At 66.4% G+C, this 20,254-nt stretch carries 12 protein-coding genes and 1 other RNA gene; 2 read left to right on the forward strand and 11 right to left on the reverse strand.

What is annotated here, in order from left to right; all coding sequences use genetic code 11:
• Nucleotides 1-42: 42 nt before the first annotated feature.
• The 6 genes from purD to rnpB all read right to left on the reverse strand — a co-directional run bounded on the left by purD (nt 43) and on the right by rnpB (nt 5,553).
• Complete coding sequence (gene purD / locus DB032_RS20160; RefSeq protein WP_107801027.1) at nt 43-1,320, reverse strand: phosphoribosylamine--glycine ligase; 1,278 nt, start codon at nt 1,318-1,320, stop codon at nt 43-45.
• 53 nt (nt 1,321-1,373) lie between these two features.
• Nucleotides 1,374-1,934 carry a lipid IV(A) palmitoyltransferase PagP gene (gene pagP / locus DB032_RS20165; RefSeq protein WP_107801028.1) on the reverse strand — a complete coding sequence of 187 codons (561 nt, stop codon included), beginning with the start codon at nt 1,932-1,934 and terminating at the stop codon, nt 1,374-1,376.
• Nucleotides 1,935-1,999: 65 nt separating this feature from the next.
• The gene (purH, locus tag DB032_RS20170) at nt 2,000-3,577 is read right to left on the reverse strand and encodes a bifunctional phosphoribosylaminoimidazolecarboxamide formyltransferase/IMP cyclohydrolase (RefSeq protein WP_107801029.1); all 1,578 of its coding nucleotides are present in this window, start codon (nt 3,575-3,577) and stop codon (nt 2,000-2,002) included.
• A gap of 73 nt (nt 3,578-3,650) precedes the next feature.
• Nucleotides 3,651-3,887 (reverse strand): DNA-binding transcriptional regulator Fis, encoded by a 237-nt coding sequence (fis, locus tag DB032_RS20175; protein ID WP_019100932.1) that lies wholly within the window; start codon nt 3,885-3,887, stop codon nt 3,651-3,653.
• 30 nt (nt 3,888-3,917) lie between these two features.
• The gene (gene dusB / locus DB032_RS20180; RefSeq protein WP_107801030.1) at nt 3,918-4,961 is read right to left on the reverse strand and encodes a tRNA dihydrouridine synthase DusB; all 1,044 of its coding nucleotides are present in this window, start codon (nt 4,959-4,961) and stop codon (nt 3,918-3,920) included.
• A 128-nt stretch (nt 4,962-5,089) separates the two neighbouring features.
• An RNA gene (rnpB, locus tag DB032_RS20185) (RNase P RNA component class A) lies at nt 5,090-5,553 on the reverse strand.
• Between the two features lie 106 nt (nt 5,554-5,659).
• Between rnpB and DB032_RS20190 the strand changes: the two genes are divergently transcribed.
• Entirely contained in the window at nt 5,660-8,839 is a 3,180-nt protein-coding gene (locus tag DB032_RS20190) for an EAL domain-containing protein (protein ID WP_107801031.1), read from the forward strand.
• A 30-nt stretch (nt 8,840-8,869) separates the two neighbouring features.
• Here DB032_RS20190 and DB032_RS20195 read toward each other — a convergent pair whose 3' ends face one another.
• Together DB032_RS20195 and DB032_RS20200 are read right to left on the reverse strand one after the other, a co-directional pair.
• Nucleotides 8,870-10,162, reverse strand: a complete 1,293-nt coding sequence (locus DB032_RS20195; protein ID WP_107801032.1) for an MFS transporter — start codon at nt 10,160-10,162, stop codon at nt 8,870-8,872.
• A complete protein-coding gene (locus tag DB032_RS20200; RefSeq protein WP_107801033.1) occupies nt 10,159-11,346 on the reverse strand; it encodes a M20 aminoacylase family protein in 1,188 nt (395 codons plus the stop codon). The genes DB032_RS20195 and DB032_RS20200 overlap by 4 nt, the downstream gene beginning before the upstream one ends.
• Before the next feature lie 162 nt (nt 11,347-11,508).
• On the opposite strand from DB032_RS20200, the gene DB032_RS20205 reads away from it, so the two are divergent.
• A complete protein-coding gene (locus DB032_RS20205) occupies nt 11,509-12,456 on the forward strand; it encodes a LysR substrate-binding domain-containing protein (RefSeq protein ID WP_107801034.1) in 948 nt (315 codons plus the stop codon).
• Nucleotides 12,457-12,499: 43 nt separating this feature from the next.
• Here DB032_RS20205 and DB032_RS20210 read toward each other — a convergent pair whose 3' ends face one another.
• The 3 genes from DB032_RS20210 to lpdA form a co-directional block, all read right to left on the reverse strand.
• Nucleotides 12,500-16,312, reverse strand: coding sequence for a translocation/assembly module TamB domain-containing protein (locus DB032_RS20210; RefSeq protein ID WP_107801035.1), 3,813 nt, complete (start codon nt 16,310-16,312; stop codon nt 12,500-12,502).
• Nucleotides 16,313-16,325: 13 nt separating this feature from the next.
• Complete coding sequence (locus DB032_RS20215) at nt 16,326-18,068, reverse strand: autotransporter assembly complex family protein (RefSeq protein WP_107801036.1); 1,743 nt, start codon at nt 18,066-18,068, stop codon at nt 16,326-16,328.
• 318 nt (nt 18,069-18,386) lie between these two features.
• On the reverse strand, nt 18,387-20,183 hold the full coding sequence (lpdA, locus tag DB032_RS20220) for a dihydrolipoyl dehydrogenase (protein ID WP_107801037.1): 1,797 nt from the start codon (nt 20,181-20,183) through the stop codon (nt 18,387-18,389).
• Between the last annotated feature and the right edge of the window lie 71 nt (nt 20,184-20,254).

Genomic DNA, 20,254 nt, shown 5'->3' on the forward strand with positions numbered 1-20,254 from the left:
AGCGCCGCTTGCGGCGCTGTTTCTCTATCAAGCGGCAAGACGCTAATGTTTGCGGCCGATAGCGCGCGCGCCGATGTCGCGGCGCATCTGCTTGCCGGCGAACTGAATCTGGTCGGCCAGCACGTAAGCCTTGCCCTGCGCCATCTTGACGCTGTCGCCCAGACCCACCGCGCACAACACGCGGCCACCGTTGCTGCGCAGCTGCTTGTCCGCGTCCAGGCTGACGCCGGCGTGGAACACCATGCCGTCCTCGCTCTCCGGCGGCAAGCCGCTGATCAGATCGCCCTTGCGCGGCGCTTCCGGATAGCCTTCGGCCGCCAGCACCACGCCCAAGGCCACGCGCCGGTCCCATTCCGCCTCCACCTGGTTCAGGCGGCCGTTGACGCCGGCTTCCAACAACACGGTGAAGTCCGACTTCAGACGCGCCATGATGGGCTGGGTTTCCGGATCGCCGAAGCGGCAGTTGAACTCGATGGTGTAAGGATTGCCCTGCGCGTCTATCATCAGCCCGGCGTAGAGGAAGCCGGTATAGCTGTGGCCGTCCTTCTTCATGCCCAGCACCGTGGGTAGGATGATTTCGCGCATCACCCGGTTGTGCACCGCCGGCGTCACCACCGGCGCCGGGCTGTAGGCGCCCATGCCGCCGGTGTTCGGGCCCTGATCCTGATCCAGCAAGCGCTTGTGGTCCTGGCTGGTGGCCATCGGCAACACGTGGTCGCCGTCCACCATCACGATGAAGCTGGCCTCCTCGCCCTGCAGGAAGTCCTCGATCACCACGCGCGCGCCGGCGCTGCCCATCTTGTTGCCCACCAGCATATCGTCGATGGCGGCGTGCGCCTCGTCCAGCGTCAGCGCCACCACCACGCCCTTGCCGGCGGCCAGGCCGTCGGCCTTGATCACGATGGGCGCGCCCTTGGCGTCGACATAGGCATGAGCGGCGGCGGCGTCGCTAAAGGTTTCGTACGCGGCGGTGGGAATGCCGTGGCGCTTCATGAAGGCCTTGGCGAAATCCTTGGAGCTTTCCAGCTGCGCGCAATACTGGGTGGGGCCGAAGATTCGCAGTCCTTCCGCGCGGAAGGCGTCGACCACGCCGGCCGCCAGTGGCGCTTCCGGGCCCACCACCGTCAGTTCGATCTTCTCTTGCTTGGCGAAAGCCACCCACTCCGCCACGCTGCCGAGCTCGACGTTGGTCAGATTGGGGTCCAGCGCGGTGCCGGCGTTGCCGGGCGCGACGAAGACCTTGGATACCCGGCGCGACTTGGCGATGCGCCAGGCCAGCGCGTGCTCGCGTCCGCCGGAGCCGATAACCAGTACTTTCATGTTCGATGCTCCACTCGTTTTTACGGCGCGTCGCAACGCGCCGGATTCTTCACTCAGCCCAACTGCCAACGCAGCCAGGCGAACAAGACATTGCCGTTATTGTGCCCGCCCGGGATATAAGTGGCCTGCAAGGCCAGGCGGCGGTATTCCACCGACACCAGCGGCAGCGCCGCCGGCAAGGGCGCGTAGCTGTAGTCCGAGCGCGCGGTGACGCCGGCGGTGAAGCCCGCGCCCAAGCGCCAGCCGTCCAATGGGCGCCATATTTTCTGGAAGGCGTAGCCGACGAAGGGCTCGACATCCTTGTGCGAGTCCAGGAAGGCCATCGCGTACACCGCGTGCCAGTCGCCGTCGGCGTCGTAGCGATAACGTCCCGCGCCCAAGCCCCACGGCCGTTCGTTGAATTGCCGGATCTTCTCTCTATCGTAGAAGGCGCGGTTGTGCCACGTCACCGCCGGCACGTACAACTCGTACTGGTCGGAACGCCAGGTCGCTTCGATATTGGCGCGGCCGCGTTGCCAGAAACCTTGCGGCTCGGCGGCCGTCTCTTCGGCCTGCGCCGCCAGGCTGGCGGACGCCAACAAGCCGGCGCCCAGCCAACAAACAATTGCTCTCATCGGAAAAACAACAAATCCATGTAAAGAAGCCGGCATGCCGGCCTCCTCCGGTTAATCGGAACCGCTCAGTGGCGGAAGTGACGCACCCCGGTCAGCACCATCGCGATGCCGTGCTCGTCGGCGGCGGCGAACACTTCTTCGTCGCGCATCGAACCGCCCGGCTGAATGATGGCCTTGATCCCCTGCTCGGCGATCACGTCGATGCCGTCGCGGAAGGGGAAGAAGGCGTCGGACGACGCCACCGCGCCCTGCAGGCTCAAGCCGGCGTCGGCCGCCTTGCGCGCGGCGATGCGGGTGGAATCGACGCGGCTCATCTGGCCGGCGCCGATACCGGCAGTCTGACCATTTTTACAGAAAACAATTGCATTCGACTTCACATATTTGGCCACGCGCCAGGCGAACAGCAGATCGGACAGCTCCTGCGGCGTCGGTTGACGCTGGGTCACCACGCGCAATTCGTCCAGGCCCACATTGCGGATGTCCGGCGTCTGCACCAGCACGCCGCCGCCGACGCGCTTCAGTTCGAAGCGGTTGGCGCCGATCTCCAGCGGGATTTCCAGCACGCGCACATTCTTCTTGGCGGCGATCACGGCCTTGGCTTCCTCGGTGAAAGCCGGCGCGATCAACACTTCCAGGAACTGGCCGGTCACCGCTTCCACCGTGGCGGCGTCCACCGGGCGGTTGAAGGCGATGATGCCGCCGAAGGCGCTGGTGGTGTCGGTGGCGAAAGCCAGCCGGTAGGCGCTCAAGGTGTCGCCCGCCACCGCCACGCCGCAGGGGTTGGCGTGCTTGACGATGACGCAGGCGGTGTCGTCGAAGGTCTTCACCGCTTCCCAGGCGGCGTCGGCGTCGGCGATGTTGTTATAGGACAGTTCCTTGCCCTGCAGCTGACGGTAATTGGCGATGGAGCCGGCGGCCGGGTCCAGATCGCGATAGAAGGCGGCCGCCTGATGCGGGTTCTCGCCGTAACGCATGTCCTGCACTTTGACGAACTGGGCGTTGAGGCGCTTGGGGAAGGCCACGCGTTCCGGCTTGCCCGCCAGCGCGCCGTCGGCCAGGCTGGTCAGGTAGTTGGAAATCGCGCCGTCGTAGGCCGCGGTGTGGGTGAAGGCCTTCTTGGCCAATTCGAAGCGGGTGGCCTTGGACAGCGCGCCGCCGTTGGCGCGCATCTCCTCCGCCAGCGCCGCGTAATCGGCCGCGTCGGTGACGATGGCCACGTGCGCCCAGTTCTTGGCGGCGGAACGCACCATGGTCGGGCCGCCGATGTCGATGTTCTCGATCGCGTCTTCCAGTTCGCAGTCCGGATTGGCGATGGTGGCTTCGAACGGGTAGAGATTGACGCAAACCAGATCGATGTTGCCGATCTCATGCTCGGCCATCTTGGCCACATGCTCCGGCAGATCGCGGCGGCCCAGGATGCCGCCGTGCACTTTCGGATGCAGGGTCTTGACCCGGCCGTCCAGCATTTCCGGAAAGCCGGTGTAGTCGGACACCTCGGTCACCGGCACGCCGGCGTCGGCCAGCAGCTTGGCGGTGCCGCCTGTGGACAGGATGTGCACCCCTTGGGAAGCCAGGGCCTGGGCGAATTCCAGAATGCCGCTCTTGTCGGAGACGCTGATCAGCGCGCGTTCGATTTTGCTCATGGTTCTCTACCGCGTTAACTAAAAAGGAACACAAAAAAAACCGGCCACCCTATTCGGTATGGCCGGTTTGTCTTCATATCAAATCATAAGACTTCATCTTTTTACGCAGGGTGTTGCGGTTCAATCCCAGCAACTCCGCCGCCCGGGTCTGATTGCCCTGGGTGTGTATCAGCACCACCTCGAGCAATGGCTTTTCCACGCAAGCCAACACCATGTCGTAGATGGCGGAGGGGTTCTCGCCATCCAGGTCCCTGAAATACTGTTCCATCGCCAGCCGCACCGACTGCGAGATATGGTCATTGTTCTGCATGGTTATTATTCTGTCCAAGTCTGATTGGAATTAGCCATCCACCACCGTCTCCGAGTCGTGGTCCAACGCTTCCCCAGCGCCATCCAAATACACCAGCCGTTCAGAGTCCCCGGCCAAACGGTCGAAATAGGCCGCCACGGCCAAGCGCTGCTCCGCCGTGGACTCGAGTTGGTACATCTGCTGGCGGAACGCGTTGCCGCCCTGCAGTCCCTTGGTGTACCAGGCGATGTGCTTGCGGGCGATGCGGCAGCCCGAATATTCGCCGTAAAACTGGTATAGCTCATCCAGATGCCCCAGCAAGAGCTGGCGGATCTCGCTCACTTCCGGCGGCGGCAGGCATTCGCCGCTCTCCAGAAAATGCTGGATTTCGCGGAAAATCCACGGCCTGCCCTGGGCCGCCCGTCCTATCATGATGGCATCGGCGCCGGTATGTTCCAGCACCCACTGTGCTTTCTGCGGGGTATCGATGTCGCCGTTGGCGATCAGCGGAATCCGGATCTGCCGCTTCACCTCGCGTATCGTGTCGTACTCGGCCGCGCCGCGATACATGTCCTCGCGAGTGCGGCCGTGCAAGGCCAGCGCGGCGATGCCGCAATCCTCGGCCAGCTTGGCCACCCGCAGCGCGTTGCGGTGTTCCGGGCTCCAGCCGGTGCGCGTCTTCAGCGTCACCGGCACGTCCACCGCCTTGACCACCGCCTCCAGGATGCGTCCCACCAGCGCCTCGTCGCGCAGCAAGGCCGAACCGGCGGCCACATTGCACACCTTCTTGGCCGGACAGCCCATATTGATGTCGATGATCTGCGCGCCGCGCTCCACGTTGAGCCGCGCCGCCTCGGCCATCTGCGCCGGATCGGAGCCGGCGATCTGCACCGAGATCGGCTCCACCTCGCCGGCGTGGTCGGCGCGACGCAAGGTCTTGGCCGTGGTCCACAGCGCCTTGTTGGAGGTGATCATTTCCGATACCGCCATGCCGGCGCCCAATTGCTTGCACAGCATGCGGAACGGTCTATCCGTCACCCCGGCCATGGGCGCCACGATCAGCCGGTTTTTCAATGTGTACGAACCAATGCGCATGCTTGCGAAACTCTGGGATAGCTGACTGAAGGGCCGGTATTGTAAAGCTTTTTCCCAGGAACGTGGATTTTTTTTGCTTATTTTTTGAGCAAACCCCATAGCGTCAAGCCATGGGGTCGCGGGGATGAGGTGGAAGTTGGCCGATAAGCCGGGTCTTGTCGTTGGACAGTCATTCCTCTAGGCCTGCCGTTACCGACAGGCTCAAGCGACCTACCCGGGGATATACGCGAGCAACGTCAATTCCCCCTATTTGGTCTTGCTCCGGATGGGGTTTTGCCTGCCGTCCGTGTTACCACGTCCGCGGTGCGCTCTTACCGCAGAATAGGGCACCACACCCTATCTGTCCGACCGGGCTCTCGCCCGGCCAGTACACCTTTTCACCCTTGCCTGATCCGTCTCGCCGCTTGCGCGGCGAAATCAAGAGTCCACGTCCTTGCGGACGCTTCCTCCGGCCATCGGCGGTTCAGCTCTCTGCGCCACTTTCCATCGCCTCACGACGCCCGGCCGTTAACCGGCATTCTACCCTGCGGAGCCCGGACTTTCCTCCCCGTCCGTTCTTGCGAACGAACGCAGCGACTGCCTGGCCAACTTCCGGCCGCCATTCTACCCGATTCCGCCCCGGCCGGCCCGACATTTTGCCATGACAAACGCGATAATCCCTTATACTGGCGGGTCCATCGAGCGATAACGACAAAAACATGGAGTTGAATCAGGCCAAGCTGTCCCGTCTGCAATTGTTTGGCACGCTCGCCATTGTGTTCATGCTGGCGCTGACCTTGTCCAGCTACTTCCTGCTGAGCAGCTGGAACGATTTCCAGGCCCGCCAGCACACCATACGCCAGGACGCTTACGCGCGCGCGCGCGACTACCTGCGCTCCTACGCCGACCACGCCGCGCAAACCCTGTCCGCGCTGCGCGAACGCACCAACGACACCCTGAAGCAAAGGCTGCGCGAACAGGTGGACCAGGCCTGGAACCTCGCCGACGCCATCTGGCGCCAGGAACGCCTGCGCCGCCCGCCGCATCAGGTGCAGCGGCTGATCGCGGAGGCGCTGCGGCCGCTGCGCTACTTCGACGGCCGCGGCTATTTCTTCATCGACGGCCTGGACGGCCGCTGCGTGCTGCTGCCCACCGCGCCGCAGTTGGAGGGCGGCTCGCTGCTGGCCAACCGCGACGATCAGGGCCGCTACATCATGCGCACGCTGATCGAATCGGTGGACAACCCGCAACAGCGCGGCTTCAGCTCCTACCGCTGGTACCAGCCGGGCCGCGGCGAGATGAGCGAGAAAGTCGCCTACGCCCGCCGCTTCGGCCCCTACAACTGGCTGATAGGCAGCGGCGAATACCTCAACAATGTCGAAACCGACATGCAGAAGCAAGGCCTGGAGATGCTGGCGCGCATGCGCTTCGGCCACGACAGCGGCGACTTCATGATCATAGACCGCCACGGCGTGATCCTGCTGGACCCGTCCAATCCGGCGATGAACGGCAAGCACTACTCCGCCCTGCCCGGCGCCGACCGCGGCCGCATCGCCGAACTGATCCGCCGCGGCAAGCAAGGCGGCTTCATGGAATACCTGATCAGCAGCCTGGACGCGCCGCAAGGCGAACGCTATCTGTCCTACGCGCGCCAGCTGCCCGGCTGGGACTGGACCCTGGTCACCAGCCTGCGCGTGCAGTCCATAGAAGACAGCAGCCAGCGAGCGCGCCAGGAACTGGAGCGCAGTCTGCGCGAACGCATCGTCGCCACCCTGCTGCTGACCCTGGCCGCCCTCTTGGTCGCCGCCGCCTTCTGCTGGTTCTTCCTGCGCTGGCTCAACGCGCTGGTGCAGCGCTACCGCCAGGACTTGCAGCAAAGCCACCTCTCGCTGGAACAGCGCTCGCGCGATCTGCGCCTCAGCCATTTCATGGTGGACAACGCCACCGATCTGATCGCGCTGCGCAACGCCGCCGGCGACATCGTCTACTGCAACCAGGCGGCGCGCCAACGGCTGGATTGCGGTTGCGACGCCGCGACGCTGACCCGCGCGCTGTTCCGCCCGGCCGCGGACGCCCTGCCCCACACCTTCGACGCCCGGCTGCAGTGCTGCGGCGAGGAGCAATGGCTGGAAGTCACCGTCAGTCCGCTCAACTACCAGGGCGAAGACTATCTGTGCGCCACCGGCCGGGACATCACCGCGCGCCGCCAGACCGACCGCCAGCTGCGCCTGGCCGCCAAGGTGTTCGAATCCAGCAACGAGGCCATCCTGGTCACCGACCCGGACAACCGCATCCTGGCGGTCAACCGCGCCTTCTGCGCGATCACCGGCTACGAGGAGGCCGAGGCGCTGGGCCAGACTCCCGCCCTGCTCGCCTCCGGCCGTCACGAACCGGCCTTCTTCGAAAACATGTGGCAGCAGCTGACCCAGCGCGGCCAGTGGTCCGGCGAGATCTGGAACCGTCGCAAGAACGGCGACATCTTCCCGGAATGGCTGAACATCAGCGTGCTGCAGAACGAACAGGGCGAGATCAGCCACTATGTGGCGCTGTTTACCGACATCTCCGAACGCAAGGAGCAGGAAGCGCGGGTGCAGCACCTGGCCGAATACGACGCGCTGACCGATCTGCCCAACCGCGTGCTGATCAACGACCGGCTGCAGCAGGCCATCCGTCAGGCCGAGTTGCGCCAGGGCCAGCTGGCGGTGCTCTTCGTCGATCTGGACCACTTCAAGAACATCAACGACACCCTGGGCCACGGCCTGGGCGACGAATTGCTGAAACAGGCGGCCGGCCGCCTAAGCGCCGCCGTGGGCGCGCTGGACACCGTCGGCCGCACCGGCGGCGACGAGTTCGTGCTGATCCTGCCGTCCATCGACCAGCCCGGCGAGGCCGCGCAAGTGGCCGAACGCGTGCTGGCAGCGATGCAGCGGCCCTTCGACATCGGCGCCCATCAACTCAACGTCAGCTGCAGCATAGGCATCAGCCTGATGCCGGACGACGGCCGCGATCTGCAGAACCTGCTGATGAACGCCGATCTCGCCATGTACCACGCCAAGGCGCACGGCCGCAGCACCTTCCGCTTCTACACCCGGGAAATGAACGTGGAAGTGGCCGAAAGGCTGCATCTGGAAACCCGGCTGCGCCGCGCCATCGAACACGGCGAGCTCTACCTGGTTTATCAGCCGCAATTCAATATGAGCGGCGAACGCCTGCTGGGCTGCGAGGCGCTGGTGCGCTGGCGCGATCCGGAACACGGCCTGATCATGCCTTCGCGCTTCATCCCCATCGCCGAGGACACCGGCCTGGTGGTGCCGCTGGGGCGCTGGGTGCTGGGCGAAGCCTGCCGCCAGGCGGCGCAATGGTACGACAGCGGCCTGCGCCCGGTGCGTATGGCGGTCAATGTCTCGGCGCGGCAGCTGACGCGGCCGGACTTCGTCGACGATGTGCGCGACGCGCTGCAAAGCAGCGGCCTGCCAGGCTACTGCCTGGAGATCGAAGTCACCGAAAGCACGCTGATGGAGGACGCGGACTTCGCCGCGCGCCAGCTGGCGGTGATCAAGGCGATGGGGGTGCGGCTGTCCATCGACGACTTCGGCACCGGTTATTCCAGCCTGGCCTATCTGAAACGCTTCGCGCCGGACACCATCAAGATAGACCGCTCCTTCATCATCGACCTGCCGCAGGACGAGGAAAACGCCGCCATCGTCTCCGCCATCGTCCACCTGGCCAACGCGCTGGGCATGGATACCCTGGCCGAGGGCGTCGAGCATCCGCAGCAGCAGGACTACCTGGGCAAGCTCGGCTGCTCAGCGATGCAGGGTTATCTGCTGGGCGCGCCGCTGTCCGCGGAGGCGATGGAGCAAAGAATGGACGCGCTGCGGCAACGGCTGTCCGTCTGAATCCGGCCCGGCATCGCCGGGCCGGCAAGCTCAGTCCAGCGGCCGGTTCGCCGTCTCAGGCACCATCGCCAGCCCTATCATCGACACCAGGATGCACAACACCGCGTACAGCGCCGGCGCGTTGGGATCGCCGGTCAGCCGGATCAGGCCGGCGGCGAAGAACTGGGCGAAGCCGCCGAAAATCATCACGCCCACGCAGTAGACGATGGACATGCCGCTGGCGCGGATGCGGCGCGGAAACAACTCCGGCAGCACCGCGATGCTCGGCACCGCGGTCAACACCAGCGGCACCGTCAGCAGCACCACGACCAAGAGCAGCGTCGGCAGGCCGGGCGCGGCGTTCAACAGCATGAAGCCCGGATACAGCAAGAGCAGCAAGACCAAGCGCGGCCACAGAATGGAACGGCGACGGCCGACGCGGTCGCTCCAGCGTCCGGCCGCCACCGACAGCAGCACTTGCAACAGAGCCGCGGTCGACGCCGCCCAGATCGCCACCGCCAGCGGCATGCCCAGCACCGTCACCGCGTGATTGGCCAGATAGTGGGCGATGATAAAGTTGGGCCCGGTGCCGCCTATGGTCAGCAATACCCCGGCCAATATCTGCCGCCCGTGCCGGCGCAGCAAGGGCCCGGCCGGTTCCGTCGTCGCCTGCGGCGCCACCGCCGAGGCCGCGGTCTCGTCCAGCTGGCTGCGGATATACTCGCCCACCGGAATCGCCAGCACCCCGATGGCGAACACCAGCCGCCAGCCCCAGGCCTCCATCGCCGCCGCCGGCAACAGCGCGCTCAGCAAGCTCACCGTCAGCGTGCCGGCCAACACCCCCAGGCCCTGGCTGAACAGCTGCCAGCTGCAATAGTAGCCGCGCGACTTGTCGTCGGCGTACTCCATCAACATCGAGGTGGCCGCCCCCACCTGGCCGCCGACGGCGAAGCCCTGCACCAGCCGTCCCAGCACCACCAGCGCCGGACCGAGCAGGCCGGCCTGGGCGTAGGTGGGCGCCACCACGAACAGCATGGAGCCTATCGCCATCAGCCACAGGCTCAGCCGCAGCGCCGGCTTGCGTCCCTTCCGGTCCGCGTACAGGCCGATGACGATGCCGCCTATCGGCCGGCTGATGAAGCCGGTGCCGAACACCGCGAAGGACAGCATCAGCTGCAGCAGCGGCTCGTCGCTGAACGGAAAGAACAAGCGCCCCATCAAGGTGGCCAGCGCGCTGTAGACGATGAAGTCGTAGAACTCCAGCGCATTGCCCACGGTGATGGCGGTGATCGCGCGCCGGCTGGGCGCGGCCGGCCGCCCCGCCAACAACTGGGCGGCCGTCATTGCCCGCCTCCGGCCGCGCCGCCCAGATAGCGCTCCACCAGCTTGACCCAGTAGCTGGCGCCCACCGGCAAGGCCTGGTCGTTGAAGTCGTAGCCGGGGTTGTGCACCATGCAGCCGCCCTCGCCGTCGCCATTGCCTATGATCAGATAACAGCCCGGCACCCGCTCCAGCCAGAAGGCGAAATCCTCGCTGCCGGTCAGCGGCGGCATCTCCGCCACCACCCCGCCCTCGCCCAGCCAGTCCACGGCCACCTGCCGCGCCAGCGCGGTGGCCGCCGCGTCGTTGACCAGCACCGGATAACCGTCCTGGTAATCCACCTCGGCGCGCGCGCCGAAGCCGGCGGCCTGGGCCGCGGCCAGCGTCTCGATGCGTTGGCGCAGCAAGGCGCGCACCTGCGGCCGCAAAGCGCGTATGCTCAGCCGCATTTCCGCGCTCTCCGGAATCACATTGGGGGCCTCCCCGGCCAGGATGGCCCCCACCGTCACCACCGCCATGTCCAGCGGCGACACATTGCGCGCCACCACGCTTTGCAGCGCCATCACCAGCGACGCGGCCACCACCACCGGGTCCACCGCCTTGTCCGGCACCGCTCCGTGGCCGCCGGTGGCGCGGATGCGGATCACCGCGGTGTCGGCGGAAGCCATGAAGGGGCCGGGCCGGAAGCCCAGCTGGCCCACCGGGAAACCCGGCATATTGTGCATGGCGAAAATGGCGTCGCAGGGAAAGAGCCGGAACAGGCCGTCGTCCAGCATGCGCTTGGCGCCGCCCTTGCCCTCTTCCGCCGGCTGGAAAATCAGATGCACGGTGCCGCTGAAGCTGTCGCGCCGCGCCAGCTCGCAAGCCGCCGCCAACAGCATCGCGGTATGGCCGTCGTGGCCGCAGGCGTGCATTTTTCCCTCCACGCGGCTGGCCCACGGCAGGCCGGTGGTTTCCTGGATGGGCAGCGCGTCCATATCGGCGCGCAGGCCTATGCTCGGCCCCGCGCCGCGGCGCAGGGTGCCGACCACGCCGGTCACGCCCAGTCCTTCGTGGATCTCGTAGCCCCAGTCGCGCAGGCAGCGGATCACATGGCGGCGGGTCTCCACCTCCTCGAAGCCCAGTTCGGGGTGGGCGTGGATATCGTGGCGCAGCGCGATCATCGCCGGGGCGATATCGCGGATGCCGGGCAGAATGGGGGCGTTCATGGCGTCGTCTCCTTGGTGTCTATCACGCTCTTGTCGCACACTGTCGTGGCGACGACGGACGCGGCGCCGCGACTGCGATCCCAGACTAGCGGCAATAGTTAATAGGTGAATAGCCGCAGAACGGTGATCGAGAACACTTCTGGTTGTCGGTTTGGAGAAGAGATGAAACTGCAGCAACTGCAAGCGCTGATCGCGCTGGCCGACGGCGGCGGCATTCGCGCCGCCGCGCGCATGTTGGACCTGTCGCAGGCGGCGGTCAGCAAAACGCTGCGCGAACTGGAGGAAGAACAGCGGCTGCCCCTGCTGCAACGGCACGCCAGCGGCGCGCGGCTGACCGAGGCCGGCCGGGCCTTGCTGATCCACGCGCGCCAGGTGGCGATGCAGCTGGAGCGCGCTCATGACGAATTAGAGGCGCTGCGCGGCCAGCGCGACGCCAGGCTGTGCATAGGCGTCACCCCCTGGCTGGTGCCCACGCTATTGCCCGAGGTGGTGTTGCGCTTTCGCCAACGGCTGCCGGCGATCCGGCTGGAATTGTTCGAAGGCCTGCTGGCGGTGGCGCTGCCGCGGCTGCGCGACGGCCAGATGGATTTCGCCATCAGCCCGCTGTTCGACCCGCTGGCTCAGGAATTCCATTGCCAGCCGCTGTTCAGCCACGGCGGCCGGGTGTTCGCCCGCAACGGCCATCCGGCGCTGCGCGCGCAGTCCTTGTCCGAGCTGCTGGAACAGGATTGGGTGGTCAATTACAGCCCCTCCAGCTATCGCCACGTGCTGGACCGGCTATTCACCCGCCACGGCCTGCTTATCGCGCCGGAACGGCTGATCTGCGCGCAGTCGATGGCGCTGCTGGCCGGCCTGGTCCAGGCCGGCATGCTCAGCTACGGGCCGGAGCCCTTGCTGCTGTGCCCGGAATTCGCCGGCAAGACCCAGGCCTTGTCGCTGCGGGAAGACATGGAGGATATCGTCATCGGCGTAATCAGCCTGCAGGGGCAGGCCCACGGCTACGCCGCCCGCTGCTTCATCGACTGCCTGCGGCAGACGCTGCGCCAGCGCATGCGCTCGGCCCGGCCGGAGGACCGGGCCCTGGCGCGGATGCTGACGCTGCGGTTTTAGAGGCCGTTCAAAGCCTGCGCGCTTCGGCGACGCCGCGTCGCGCTCAATCGAAGCGCAAGGTGTAGCGCGACTCCACCGAGGCGTCGGTGCCGGCCCGCAACACCACCGACCAGCCCCTGCTCAGCTGATACGCCAGCTTCACCGCCTGGTTCGCGCTGGTCACGCCGTATTCGTAGCCCAGATACAGTTCGCGGGTCAGCTGGCGGCCCACCGTCACCACCTGCTCCGCCGGGCTCACCGTGCCGTTGGCCAAGGTCTTTTCCTTGCGGCTGGACACGCCCAGATCGTCGAACAGGCCGATCTGATCGTTGAGCGAGCCGGCCAGCATCATGCCGGCGGAGGCCGCCAGATCGTTGTCGTCGCGCTCGCCGCTGGCCGCCCGGCCCAAGACCAGCCAGGCCAGCTTGTCCTTTTCCGACATCGGCTCGTCGGCGATCAACCGCACTTTGGGCACCGACACCGAACCGCTGACTTCCACCCCGGCGCCCACCGGCGACAGCCGGCGCTTGGCGCGCACATTGAGCAGGGGGTTGTCCAAGGGGCCGTTGAAGGTGATGGCGCCGTACTCGATGTCCAGATCCTGGCCATAGGCCTTGTAACGCCCTTTGACCACCCGCACCTGGCCCTTGGCGCCCGGCGCTTCGCCCGGATTGGCGCTGACGCGCACCGAGCCGGTCAGATCCACGTTCAGGCCCTGGCCGGAGAAGCGGAAGTGCTCGCCCAGGTCCAGATCCAGCGCCACCGTCAGCGGCATGCTGGCGAAGGCCGACGGCTCCGGCCCCGGCCGGCCCTTGACCATCACATCGTCGCCCAGGCTGGGCGCGCCGAACTTGGGCAGGCCGATACGGCCCTGGTCGGCGCGGATATGGCCGGTCAGCGACAATTTGCCGGCCACCATCGCCAGCTCCGTGCGGCCGGACACCACCAGGCGGCGATTGGGCCGGTCGAACACGCCGAACTTGCGCAATTCCACCGCCACCCGCGCGTCCGGGGTGTCGCCGCTGAGATCCAGCGCGCCGCTGGCCGCCACCTCGCCTTCGCCGCCGGCGAAGCGCAAACGGTCCAGCACCAGCTTGCGGCCGTCCAGCCGCGCCAGCAGGCTGCCGTCGCCCAGGCGGATGCCGGTGCGGCGGTCGGCCAGCAATAATTTGTCGCCGCGTATCGTCCCTTGGGCCATAGGCTGGCTCAAGGCGCCGGTCAAAGCCAGATTGGCGCTGATCTGGCCGCCCAGCTCCAAAGAAGGGCCGGCGAAGCTGGCCAGCGTCGCCAGCGAAGGCACGCTGGCGCTGACCGTGGCGTTGAGCGGGGTCTTGGCGTCGATGGCGCCGCCGTTCCACGGCACCGAACCCTTGCCTTGCGCTTGGGCGTAGCGGCTGTCCAGATTCAGGTCGAACAGCGCGCGCCCGCCGTCCAGCGTCAGGGTGACGGCGGCGGTCTTCAGACCCAAGGCCACGTCCTTGCCCTTGTCGCCCGGCAGCTGCACGTCGCCGCCGGCGCGACGCAGCGTGAACTGGCCCTTGGCGTTGGCCGCCAGATTCAGGTTCCAGTCGGAATCGAAGCTCAGATCCTGCTTCACCGGCAGGCTGAGCAAGGGCCCCAGCTCCGCCAGCCGCAAGCCGCGCGCGGAGCCGCGGGTGCTGAGCGCGCCGTTGGCGCCGCGGTTGAGTTCGGCCAGGGTGATGCTGCCGCCCAGGGCCGACAGCCGGGCGTTGCCCACCTTGATCTGCTCGCCCAGCTCCAGCGCCACCGGCGCCAGCAGGCTAAGGCCGGGACGGCCGCTCAACTCCAGCTTGCTCAGGGTGCCGGCCCAGGGCCCGGCCTCGCCGCGCAGGCCGCCGCTGGCCGCCAATTGCAGCGCGTAAGGGTGGTCGGCCAGGCGGAAACGGCCGTCCAGTTGCAGGCCGTGGCGCGCGCGCGTGCCGTTGGCGCTGGCGCGCAGCTGCTCGGCGCGGAAACCGCCGGCTTGCAGCGCGGCCACGTCCAGCCTGAGTTGGAACGGGCTGTTCTGGTCGGCCTTGACGTTGCCGCTGAATTGCATGCTCTGCACGGCGATATTGCCCGGCAGCTTCAGTCGGTCGGCTTGCAGATTGGCGCTGATCAACGGCGCCTTGGGCGTGCCCGCCAACTCGCCCTGGCCCTTGACCACGCCGGAGAAACCGGGACCGATCAGGCCGAGATTGGGCGCGTCGATCAAGAGTTTGAGCTTGTCGCCGGCGGCGCCGTAAGCGCCGTTGGCCTGCAGCCGGTTCTGCGCCAGCTTCAGATCGGCGCTGAGCGACTTCAAGCGTTCGCCCTGCAGCTGCAGATCGGCCCCGCCGCTGAGCGGCGCGCCGGACAGCTTGCTGGGCGCGAATTGCAGCTTGGCCGCCACGCTCAGCGGGCTGGCCAGCTGGCCCTTGGCCTGCAAGCTGGCGTTGAGGTCGCCGCTGGGCAGGCCCGGCTTGAGTTTGGACGGGTCGGCGCGATTGAGCTTGCCGTTGAAATCGAACAGCTGCTTGCCGTCCAGGCCCAGTTGACCGGCCAGCGCCAGGGTGCCGACGCCGGCGGTCAACTCCGCCTGCCGGATCAGCAGCGCCGGATGCGGCGCCGTCGCGAAACCGACATCGGCCTTGGCTTGCAGGGTTTTGCCCTTGAGTTGGGCGAGGATGTTCGGCCCGCTCAAGGGGCCGTCCAGCGTTACCCGGCCGTCCAGGCTGTCGTCCGGCGCGTCCGCGTGCAATTGCCTCAGGCCCAGCTTGGAGACATCCAGCGCCAGCTTGAGCCTATCCGGCCGCAGCTGGCCGGCCAGGCCGATTTCGCCGCCGGCGATCCGGGCGTGGGTATTGAACAGCTCCAGCGCCTTGTCGTCGGCGCGGAACTCGCCGGCCAGCAAGGACAGCGGCAGCCGCTGCTCGGACAAGGGGCCGGCCAGCTCATTGAGCAGAGTCAAGCCGCCCTTGACGCGCTGGCCGGCGTCCGGCTCGGCGAACACCGCCAGGCTGAGCTTGGCGCGCGGCCATTCCGGCAGGATGGCCTGCGGATTGATGCCGGCCATGCGCGCGTCCAGCCGGGTGAAACTGTTGAAGGGATTGCTGGCGAAGGGCAGCAGGCCGCCCTTGACGTCGGCCACCAGGTCTTTGCCGGACAACTCGCCGTCAAAGCTCAGGTGCAGCAGATCGCCGCCCAGCGCCAGCCGCGCCTGATAGGGAATCTTGTCCAGCTCGCCGTCGGCGCTGAGCTTGCCCTGCAGCGCGAAGGGCTTGGCGTCGGCCAATTGCAGCGCCGCCGCGGCCTCGCCCCAGGGCGAGCCCAGGCGCTTGAGCTTGAGATCGTGGCGCCGGCCGTCGTAAACGTAGCCGGCTTCCAGGCCGTAGAGCCGCAGCTTGGCCGGTTCCAGCGTCACGCTGGCCACGCTCAGCCGGTCCAGGCGGACGCCCAGGGGCAAGGCCAGCGATTCCGGCGCGCCGCTGGGCGGGGCGGCCGGCGTCGGCTTGACCGCCACCTTGACGTGGCCCACCGCCAATTGCCTCACCCACAATTGGCGCTGCCACAAGGCGCTCGGCCGCCAGTCCAGCTGCACGGACTCGATGTCCACGTCGCTGCCGGCGCTGCGCACGCGCACCTCGCTCAGTTTGAAGCCGTCCCACAGCGTGCCTTCGGCTTGCTTGACGCTGACGGCGTTGCCGCTGAGGCCGCCCAGCGACTGCATCAGCCAGGCGAAGCCGGCGCGGCTGCCGGTCAGCCAGGCGCTGGCGGCCAGCAAGAGCGCGATCAGCAACAAAGGCAGCCACAGCAGCCAGCGCCAGCGGCGGCGCTTGGGCTTGGCCGGCGGCGGCGGCGCGGAGTCGGGAGTTTGGGGAGTGTCGGTTTCGCTCATGAATGCATTCGGGTCAGAAAGCCAGGCCCAGGCTGAGGTTCCAGCGGATCTTGCCGTCGCGCTCCGCCTTGGCGAAGTCGAAGGCCAGCGGAGCCACCGGGCTCATCCAGCGCACGCCGACGCCGTTGGCGCGCTCCACTTGGAAGCCTTTCCAGCTCTGGCTGGCGTTGCCGGCGTCGGTGAACAGCGCCAGATACCAGTCCGGCTTGATCGGGATTTGGTACTCCAGGCTGCCGGTGGCCACCACGCGGCCGCCCAGCACCGAGCCGTTGGGGCCCGGCAGGCCCAGGCTCTGGTAATCGTAGCCGCGCACGCTGTTGGCGCCGCCGGCGCGGAACAGGATGGAGGACGGCACCGCGTCCTTGTCGTTGGCCCACACCTGGCCCAGTTCCAGCCGGCCGACGAAGGTGCCGTACTTGGGAAACGGCGACCAGTATCCGATGGTGCGGGCGTAGCCGCGCACATAGGAGGTGGAGGACAGGGCGCTGCCTACGGTGCCGGAGAGCTGGAAGTCCAGCAAAACGCCGGAGCGCGGCCGCATCAAATCGTCCACCGCGCGCTGGGTCCAGCCGTAGACCAGCTGCAAGGCGCGGGTGTCCTTATTGGACACGCCGCCGGCCTCTTCGCTTTCCAGCAGGTATTGCAGGCCGAGACGGGCCTCGATATTGCCGCGGGTGCGGGTGCGCCAGCCGCCCACGTCGCTGCTGCGGGTTTTCAGGCCCTGCACGTCGTCGGTCTTGAAAGCGCTGGTGATGGAATGGGAATAGCCGTCGGACTGGCGCGGAAAGCCCAGGCCCAGCGACAGCGATTGCTGGTTTTTCTTCCAGTTGGTCACCAAGGAGCCGGTGTAGCCGCGGCGGAAAATATTGTAATGGTCGTAGCCGACGCGCAGGCCGGGGCCGTCGCCGGAGTCGTAGATCAAACCCAGCTCCAGCTTCTGGCGCGGCATCTCGGTGACGTCCACCTCCACCGGCACCCGATGGGTGTCCGGGTCGATATGGGCCATGTCGGGGCTGACCACCACATTGGAGAAATGCGGCGCCTGCTCCAGCGCCGACTGGTAATCGAAGATCTTCTGCAGCCGGTAGGCGGTGCCGGGGGAGAAGTCGGCCAGACCGGTGGCGATCTTCTCCGGATAACGCTTCATGCCTTTGACGGTGATCTCGCCGAACAGAATCACCGGCCCGCTGTCGATGTCCACCAGCAATTGCGCGCGACGGGTGGCCGGATCGATTTCCGCCGCGCTCTTGCTGATCTGCGCCTTGGGGAAGCGATCGGCGGTGATGAGCCGCATCACCGCGCGCTTGCTGCCGTCCCAATCGGACTGCCGGTAAGGCGCGCCCATGGGCAGCGACCAGGCCTCCAGCACCGCGGCGAAGCGTTGCTGGAAGTCGCCTTCGTCGCGTATCGGCCCGTTGAGGCGGATGACCACGTCGTCTATCAGCGTGGGCTCGCCGGGCTTGACCTCGACCACGTACTGCCGGGCGCTTTCTTCGCGCACATTGACGCGCGCGTCGAAATAACCCTCGGTCTCCAGCAGCTTGCGCGCGTCCTCCGGGGTGCTGCGCACCAACTCGGTCAACAGCGTCTCGTCCATTTCTTCTTCCAGACGGCTGGTGACCAATTCCAGATTGTCTTGCAGCAAGCCGGCCAGGCCGGAAGGCGCGTCGACGCGCACGCTGTAATCGAGCTTGGCCCAGACGGGCGTCGCCGACAGCAATAAGATCAATGAAATAAGCAGGCGGGAGCTTGGCATGGTCCGATTCGTTTGGTGTCGAGGCCATGGTAACGAAACTTGCGGCGGCTGGCGAGAAGCGGCGGGGCGGCTTCAAAATCGCGGGAACAGACCGGCGTTTTCTTAAACCAAAAGCTTAATTTATATTCAACCGTAATTCAGATTCACACGCGACAGCCATACGTTTTCCTCATGGCGGCCGCTCACGCGCGCCGATTACGGGCGCAGGGCGGTGTGACAGGCGAAATCGGCAATAGTTTTGCCGCCCCGTCATTTAAGACGATGCGCATAAAAAAGGGCGGACCCGAAAGTCCGCCCCTCATCCTTACCGCGCCGCGCTTACTTCTTGCGCTGCGGCGGCAAATCGGTGCAAGTGCCGTGCGCCACTTCCGCCGCCATGCCGATGGACTCGCCCATGGTCGGGTGCGGGTGAATGGTCTTGCCGATGTCGGTGGCGTCGCAGCCCATTTCGATGGCCAGGCAGACTTCGCCTATCATGTCGCCCGCGTGCGGGCCGACAATGCCGCCGCCGATGATCTGGTGGCTTTCGGCGTCGAAGATCAGCTTGGTGAAGCCTTCGTCGCGGCCGTTGGCGATGGCGCGGCCGGAGGCGGCCCACGGGAACACGCCCTTCTCGATCTTCAGACCCTGCTTCTTGGCCTCGTCCTCGGTGACGCCGACCCAAGCCACTTCCGGATCGGTGTAAGCCACGCCCGGAATCACGCGCGCGTCGAAGTAGGACTTCTGGCCGGCGCAGTTTTCCGCCGCCACATGGCCTTCATGCACGCCCTTGTGCGCCAGCATCGGCTGGCCGACGATGTCGCCGATGGCGAAGATGTGCGGCACATTGGTGCGCTGCTGCTTGTCCACCGGGATGAAGCCGCGGTCGGTCACCGCGATGCCGGCGTTCTCGGCGCCCAGCAGCTTGCCGTTGGGCGCGCGGCCGGTGGCGTACAACACCAGGTCGTAGCGCTGCGGCTCTTTCGGCGCTTGATCGCCCTCGAAAGTCACCCACACGCCGTCGTCCTTAGGCTCCACGGCCACGGTCTTGGTGTTGAGCATGATGTTGTCGAAACGGTGGGCATTCCACTTCTGCCACACTTTGACCAGGTCGCGGTCCGCGCCCTGCATCAGGCCGTCCATCATTTCCACCACGTCCAGGCGCGCGCCCAGCGTGGAGTAGACGGTGCCCATTTCCAGGCCGATGATGCCGCCGCCGATGATCAGCATGCGGTTGGCCACGCCCTTCAGCTCCAGCGCGCCGGTGGAATCCACCACGCGCGGATCGTCCGGGATGAAGGGCAGCTTCACCACGCGGGAACCGGCGGCGATGATGGCGTTCTTGAATTTGACGATCTTCTTCTCGCCGCTCTCTTCGCGTCCCTTGCCGGTAGTGGCGGACACTTCGATATGATGCGGATCGATGAAATGGCCGTTGCCGCGCACGACTTCCACCTTGCGCGCCTTGGCCATGCCGGCGAGGCCGCCGGTCAGCTTGGCGATTACTTTTTCCTTGTAACCGCGCAGCATGTCGATGTCCACTTCCGGCTTGCCGAACTTGATGCCGTTGGCGGCCAGATGGCTGACTTCGTCGATCACCGCCGCATTGTGCAGCAGCGCCTTGGACGGGATGCAGCCCACGTTCAGGCAGACGCCGCCCAGGGTGGCGTAGCGCTCGACGATGACCACTTTCAGGCCCAGGTCGGCCGCGCGGAAGGCGGCGGAATAACCGCCGGGACCGCCGCCCAACACCATCACGTCGCACTCGATGTCGGCGCCGCCGCTATGGCTGGCGGCCACCGGAGCGGCTTGCGGCGCGAAACCCGCCTGGGTGGTGGCGGACGCGACGCCGGTGGTTTCCACCGGTTTGGGCGCGGCCGGAGCCGCGGCGGCGCCGGCGGCTTCAACGATCACGATCACATCGCCTTCGGACACTTTGCCGCCGACGGCGATCTTGACTTCTTTTACCACGCCGGCGGTTTCCGCCGGCACTTCCATCGTGGCCTTGTCGGTTTCCAGCGTGATCAGGCTGGCTTCTTTCTCGATCACGTCGCCCGGCTTGACGAAGACTTCGATCACGTCCACGTTGTTGTGGCCGCCGATGTCCGGGACTTTCAGTTCAATCAGATTGCTCATGGTTTTCCATCCGCAACGTAAGGCGGAAGCCCGGGGGCCCCCGCCGCTATTCAGCAGAGTCGTTCGCTTGG

The sequence above is a fragment of the Chromobacterium sp. Panama genome, assembly GCF_003052555.1.
Taxonomy (GTDB): Bacteria; Pseudomonadota; Gammaproteobacteria; order Burkholderiales; family Chromobacteriaceae; genus Chromobacterium.

Bases quoted from the DNA above. Each gene is read 5' to 3' on its own strand.
- DB032_RS20195 (WP_107801032.1), bottom strand. From the start codon at position 10,162: ATGACGGCCGCCCAGTTGTTGGCGGGGCGGCCGGCCGCGCCCAGCCGG.
- fis (WP_019100932.1), bottom strand. From the start codon at position 3,887: ATGCAGAACAATGACCATATCTCGCAGTCGGTGCGGCTGGCGATGGAA.
- DB032_RS20210 (WP_107801035.1), bottom strand. From the start codon at position 16,312: ATGAGCGAAACCGACACTCCCCAAACTCCCGACTCCGCGCCGCCGCCG.
- lpdA (WP_107801037.1), bottom strand. From the start codon at position 20,183: ATGAGCAATCTGATTGAACTGAAAGTCCCGGACATCGGCGGCCACAAC.
- pagP (WP_107801028.1), bottom strand. From the start codon at position 1,934: ATGAGAGCAATTGTTTGTTGGCTGGGCGCCGGCTTGTTGGCGTCCGCC.
- dusB (WP_107801030.1), bottom strand. From the start codon at position 4,961: ATGCGCATTGGTTCGTACACATTGAAAAACCGGCTGATCGTGGCGCCC.
- DB032_RS20190 (WP_107801031.1), top strand. From the start codon at position 5,660: ATGGAGTTGAATCAGGCCAAGCTGTCCCGTCTGCAATTGTTTGGCACG.
- DB032_RS20200 (WP_107801033.1), bottom strand. From the start codon at position 11,346: ATGAACGCCCCCATTCTGCCCGGCATCCGCGATATCGCCCCGGCGATG.
- DB032_RS20215 (WP_107801036.1), bottom strand. From the start codon at position 18,068: ATGCCAAGCTCCCGCCTGCTTATTTCATTGATCTTATTGCTGTCGGCG.
- DB032_RS20205 (WP_107801034.1), top strand. From the start codon at position 11,509: ATGAAACTGCAGCAACTGCAAGCGCTGATCGCGCTGGCCGACGGCGGC.
- purH (WP_107801029.1), bottom strand. From the start codon at position 3,577: ATGAGCAAAATCGAACGCGCGCTGATCAGCGTCTCCGACAAGAGCGGC.
- purD (WP_107801027.1), bottom strand. From the start codon at position 1,320: ATGAAAGTACTGGTTATCGGCTCCGGCGGACGCGAGCACGCGCTGGCC.